Here is a 5,215-nt window from a genome sequence, read left to right as displayed (position 1 = left end):
ATGGATTGCCTCCTCCGCAAGCGCTCGATGGTGGTGATAGGTAGATTGGTGCGCATTTTTCCCCCGTGCCCTTGGTCGCAACCTTAAGATGGCTGCGATCCTGCCGCTGTTTTAGAAAACCGTAGCGCTTCTTTCCCAAAACGCCGCGATCCCGTTTTTCATGCCAGGCTGACTAGCCGCCTGACGTCCGATACCGAGTGCATGAGGAGGGGGCGGTTCGTGCATTTCCGCAGTGAATGCCCATTGTCAGCCTGTAACCGGCATGATCGAAGAGGCAAGGGAAAACACGATCTCCCGCATCATAACGCTGAGCTAGGTTTTTGATCCGTCAAAAAGCCGGGTATTTCCCCGGCTGTATCGGCAACGGCGGCGACATTCCTGCGCTAGGGCGCGGTGTGCGGGATGGTGTAGGGAAACTGTTTCCCCCACATCATCCCGCAGCCGTTAGATTGGCTTATTGTCGGGGTTGCACCTGGAACAACACACCTTGCTGTACCAGTTCTACCGAAAGTAATTGGTCGGCCACGACTTCGGTCATGCGCTGGCCGGGATTGTCCAGGGCCACCGTGGTCAGGCGGGTGATCAGCGGCAGCAGCCTGGCCTGGTCCTTTGCATCGACGATGAAGCTGCGCGCGGCACTGGCGGCACAGATCAGAAATTCGTTACGCGCAGCCTGGCCGCGGTTGGTGAGCATCACGCCCACGTTGCGCAGTTGGCCGGCCTGGTTGAGGGTGCCGATGAGGGTGGTCTGGGCCGGGCCGACCTTGGTGTCGAGCACGTATTCGTATTGGCCGGGGTGCAGGCGCGAAGCGTCCAGCATGTAGAGATGAGCCATGTGCTCGGGCTCTTCCACCTGCATGTCCTTGAGCACATCGGCCAGGCGGCTGTTGAAGCGCGCCGCGAACTGCTTGGGCGTGACCCCCAGCGTGGTCTGGGCAGCTTCGTGCGCGGCCAGTTCGCCATCGATGCGACGGTCGCAACCGCTGAGCAACACGGCGGCCGTCAACAGGGCGCAGGACAAAAGACGCAGCGGGGCGCGGAGGAGTGTCGGCATGATGGTCGAAATGTCGCGTGTTTTATACATTGTGCATCAACACGATGACATGCAATCTGTCCCAGATCAAGCACTGTGCTGCGCCTGTGTGGGTTGGTGATAAAGTACCAATCCGACAATAGACCAGCAACCCGCCAATACAGGGCCAATACAGGCCAATACAGGTCCAACACAGGCCAGTACGGAACCAGCACAGAAGCTCACGCCATGACTCACCAGACCTCTGATCTCCCTCCCTCATCCGCACCCACGTCCGACCTGCATCAATTGCGCGACATCATCCGCCGCTTCTCCAGCGAACGCGACTGGCTACGTTTTCATACGCCCAAGAATCTGGTCATGGCCTTGTCGGTGGAGGTGGCCGAGCTGATGGAGCATTTCCAGTGGCTGCCTACCGGCGCCGACCATGAGCTGGACGACGCCGCCCGCCAAGGCATTCGCCATGAGATGGCCGACGTGCTGGTCTACCTGATCCAGCTGGCCGACCATACCGGCGTGGACCTGCATGAGGCGGTGCTGGAAAAGATGGAGCTCAATGGTCGCAAGTACCCGGTCGAACTGGCCCGCGGCAATGCGCGCAAGTACAGCGACCTGGCCCCGGCGCCGCGACCGGATGCACAGCAAGGCTGATGCTGGCACCTTCCTTGCAGCGTTCTTCATATCCTCTCGCCACCTGCCCCCGGAGCCTGCCTTGAACAACTGGAACGACGGTTACGTTGTTGATATCGCCTATACCTACGGCTACTACCCCGGCATGAATCCGGCGCGCCTGCCACTGGCTTTCGCCTTCCACGGTCTGCAGGCGCCGGCCATCCAGACTGCCTGCGAGCTGGGTTTCGGGCAGGGCTTGTCGACCAACTTCCATGCGGCGGCGTCCACCACGCGCTGGTGGGGCAATGACTTCAATCCCATGCAGGCGGCCTTCGCCCAGGAGCTGGCCGCGGCCAGCGGCAGCGGCGCGCAACTGGAGGATTCCAGCTTTTCGCATTTCTGCCGTCGCAACGACTTGCCGGACTTCGACTTCATCGCCCTGCACGGGATCTGGAGCTGGGTCTCGCAGGACAATCGCGACATCCTCTTCGATTTCATCGACCGCAAGCTCAAGCCAGGCGGTGTGCTCTACCTGAGCTACAACACCCAGCCGGGCTGGTCGGCTTTCCTGCCTTTGCGCGAGCTGCTGGTGCAGCATACGCAACTGGCCGGCAACCAGGAGCAGGGCTTGCCTACGTCGGCCCGCATCGAGGCCGCGCTGGCCTTTGCCGCGCGCATGTTCGAGACCGATCCGGTCTATGCCCAGGCCAATCCCTTCATGCGCGATCGCTTGAAGATCCTGCAGCAGCAGCCAGTGAGCTACCTGGCGCATGAATACTTCAATCGCGACTGGCACGCCGAAACCTTTGCCGAGATCCATCGTCGCTTCTCGCCGGCCGGCTTGCAGTTCGCCTGTCCGGCGCACTACATCGATCACCTGGACATGGCCAACCTCACGCCGGCCCAGCGCCAGTGCCTGTCCGTGATCGACGATCCGGTGCTCTACCAGAGCACGCGTGACTTCATGGTCAACCAGACCTTCCGTCGCGATTACTGGGTGCGCGGTGGACAGTTGCTCGACGAACGCCAGCGGGTGCAGGCCCTGGCGCTGCAAAGCGTGGTGTTGCTGACCGAACCCGACAAGGTGCCGTTGACGATCCAGAACGTTGCCTCCGAGATCACCCTCAATCGCCTCATCTACGAACCCATCCTGCAAGCGCTGTCGGACTACCAGCCGCATACCCTGGTGGACCTGGCGGCCTCGCTGGCGCATCGCAACCTGAACCTGTCGCAGGTGATCGATTCGGCCTTGATGTTGATCGGCACCGGTCATGCCGCGCCCCTGCCGGCCGAAGTCGATGCCGCCACCCAGGCCCAGATCGCGCGCCGCACGGCAGACCTGAATGCCTACCTGTTGCAACGGGCCACCCTGGTGCTGCCCGACAGCCAGGAGGGCGAGATCAGTCATCTGGTCAGTCCGGTCACCGGTGGCGGGGTCAAGGTGGATCAGGTCGAGCAATTGCTGCTGCTGGCGCGCAGTATCTGTGGCGACAACGTCGACGCCTGGCCGGCCGAGGCCTGGCGCCACATTTCTGCCCAGGGCAAGCGCCTGGTGCGCGAGGGGGTGCGGCTCGAAGGCGAGCAGGAGAACCTGGCCGAGCTGGCGGCCCAGGCACGACTGTTCGCACGCACGCGCTTGCCCTTGCTGTGCGCCTTGCAGGTGGTCTGATATCTGATGCGCTTTGCATCTGCGCGTTGCGTCGTCGCGGCCGAGCCTGTAGCATCTCGCGTGGCCGCCTTGCCGGCCATCACTGCCGCGCCTGTCCGGGCGCGGCCACCGGAATTCTCATGAAGGAAAGTCGGTTTTCTGCTTATGTCCCTATCCCGCACACTTCAAATCCGCCTGACCCTGGCCGCTAGCGCCGCCGTGGTCCTCACTGCTGCCGTGCTGTGCGCCCTGGTCCTGGGCGGCAGCGCGCAAGGCATCGTCCTGGCCGCCGTGGTGCTGGTCTTGTTGTCGGTGCTGTCGTGCTGGTTGCTGGTGCGGCAACTGCTGCAGCCGCTGGCCGCCCTGGAAACCGATCTGCAGCAGATGCAGCAACAACACCAGCAAATGCTGGAGCAACGCGACGACGCCCGCTCGCACCTGGAAGAAATGGAAAAGACCCTGGCCCGGGTGGGTCTGGAAGATGCACTCACGGGCTTGGCCAACCGCCGCCAGTTCGAGCGCGGCCTGCTGGAAGAATTCAATCGTGCTGCCCGTACCAATCTGTCGCTGGCCATCATCATGATCGACATCGACTTCTTCGACGAGTACAACGCCACCTATGGCCGCATGGCCGGTGACAAGGTGCTGCGCCGGGTGGGCAGTGCCATTCGCGATACCAACGTGCGACCGGAAGACCTGCTCTCGCGCTTCGGTGCCCAGGAAATCGCGGTCCTGTTGCCGGGCTCGCGGCTGGAAGGCGCACTCATCGTGGCCGAGCGTATCCGCAAGTCGATCGAGCAGCTCAACATCGAACACAGCGCCAGCCCCAGCGGCCGCGTGACCATCAGCATCGGGATTGCCGCCGTGGCGCCGCAGCGCCAGGTGGACGAACCCGACACCGTGCTGCGCGAATCGGAACAGGCGCTGGCCCTGGCCAAGGCCTCTGGCCGCGATTGCATCCGCACCACCGAGGATCTGAAGCAGGCGCATTGAGCGTCAAGAGGGGCGGACATGCCGCCCCCCCCAATGAAAAATGCCGCCCGGTTCACACAGAACCGCGCGGCATTTTTCCTGGGCTTGCAGGTTCAGGGCTGCTCCGGCCCCGGCACCAGGAACTTGGACTTGGCGCAATACATCTTGGCATTGGTGTCGTTGTAGACGATCTTGCTGCCGGCCTGCGACTGTCGCACCGGGTAGGCCGAGTCATCCTCGGGCGTAAAGCGGATGCCCATGGCGGACTTGATGGCATCGGTCAGCTTGACCGGCGTGGTGTTGAAATAGGCACCGATGAAATCGGCCTGGCTATTGCTGTCGTTGACCAGGAAGTCGGTGGCCTGCATCCCCCATAGCGAGATATTGCTGGCCTTGAACCAGTAGGCCCCGCCCTCGGTCTTGTAGGGCGGTCCGAAGGCGGCCACCAGGTAATCGAAGAAATATTTGCTGTTGAGCTGGTTCAGGCACAGCAGGGCATTGCCGACCTCGATGCCGAAGCTGGGTTGCGGTTGCGGCGCGGCCTGCGCCACGGGCGCCACAGCGGCCGCGCAGGCCAGCACCAGCGCAGTCAAGCGGGTGTTCAGGCGAGGTACGATCTTCAAACGGACTCCCGTAAATTGCCGCAAGGGCAGGTTGGCGGTATAGCCCACGCAAGGTGGGCCAGGGAGTCCGATTGTAGGGGGCTTTTACGATTTTTTCCAAGCAGCGTAGGGGCCAACGGTCCAGGCTGCTCATCCGGGCCCTATCGCTTGCCGCGCAAGACCCGGTCGCCACGTGCCGAACGGCCTTCCTGCGGCGCTTCGCTGGCAGCCAGATGACCCAGGCCGTCGAGGAAGGAGGCAATGCCGGTGCCCTTGACCAGCACGCAGGGCTTGCCCAGTTTGTTGCAGGTGCTCTTGACCAGGTGATAGGCGTTGGACTGATGTGCC

5 protein-coding genes and 1 pseudogene are annotated in these 5,215 nt (G+C 62.7%); 3 read left to right on the top strand and 3 right to left on the bottom strand.

Going from position 1 to position 5,215, the window contains the following annotated elements; translation table 11 throughout:
- Positions 1-454: 454 nt before the first annotated feature.
- A complete protein-coding gene (locus tag I5W_RS10300; RefSeq protein ID WP_044529147.1) occupies positions 455-1,054 on the bottom strand; it encodes a hypothetical protein in 600 nt (199 codons plus the stop codon).
- A gap of 207 nt (positions 1,055-1,261) precedes the next feature.
- On the opposite strand from I5W_RS10300, the gene I5W_RS10295 reads away from it, so the two are divergent.
- The 3 genes from I5W_RS10295 (at position 1,262) to I5W_RS10285 (ending at position 4,286) form a co-directional block, all read left to right on the top strand.
- Positions 1,262-1,684 carry a nucleotide pyrophosphohydrolase gene (locus I5W_RS10295; protein WP_044529146.1) on the top strand — a complete coding sequence of 141 codons (423 nt, stop codon included), beginning with the start codon at positions 1,262-1,264 and terminating at the stop codon, positions 1,682-1,684.
- 61 nt (positions 1,685-1,745) lie between these two features.
- Positions 1,746-3,314 carry a methyltransferase regulatory domain-containing protein gene (locus I5W_RS10290; protein WP_044529145.1) on the top strand — a complete coding sequence of 523 codons (1,569 nt, stop codon included), beginning with the start codon at positions 1,746-1,748 and terminating at the stop codon, positions 3,312-3,314.
- Positions 3,315-3,458: 144 nt separating this feature from the next.
- The gene (locus I5W_RS10285; protein ID WP_044529144.1) at positions 3,459-4,286 is read left to right on the top strand and encodes a GGDEF domain-containing protein; all 828 of its coding nucleotides are present in this window, start codon (positions 3,459-3,461) and stop codon (positions 4,284-4,286) included.
- 92 nt (positions 4,287-4,378) lie between these two features.
- Here I5W_RS10285 and I5W_RS10280 read toward each other — a convergent pair whose 3' ends face one another.
- Both I5W_RS10280 and I5W_RS10275 read right to left on the bottom strand, forming a co-directional pair.
- Positions 4,379-4,888, bottom strand: a complete 510-nt coding sequence (locus tag I5W_RS10280) for a hypothetical protein (protein WP_034310213.1) — start codon at positions 4,886-4,888, stop codon at positions 4,379-4,381.
- A 140-nt stretch (positions 4,889-5,028) separates the two neighbouring features.
- A pseudogene (locus I5W_RS10275) lies at positions 5,029-5,215 on the bottom strand (DUF2325 domain-containing protein); the annotation flags it as partial.

It is taken from the genome of Herbaspirillum sp. B65 (genome assembly GCF_000333555.1).
Taxonomy (GTDB): Bacteria; Pseudomonadota; Gammaproteobacteria; order Burkholderiales; family Burkholderiaceae_D; genus Herbaspirillum; species Herbaspirillum rubrisubalbicans.
The sequence above is the reverse complement of the archived record's forward strand: the minus strand, read 5'-3'. Positions and strand labels throughout refer to the sequence as shown.

Coding starts and splice junctions, on each gene's coding strand:
- I5W_RS10300 (WP_044529147.1), bottom strand. CDS start 1,054: ATGCCGACACTCCTCCGCGCCCCGCTGCGTCTTTTGTCCTGCGCCCTG.
- I5W_RS10295 (WP_044529146.1), top strand. CDS start 1,262: ATGACTCACCAGACCTCTGATCTCCCTCCCTCATCCGCACCCACGTCC.
- I5W_RS10285 (WP_044529144.1), top strand. CDS start 3,459: ATGTCCCTATCCCGCACACTTCAAATCCGCCTGACCCTGGCCGCTAGC.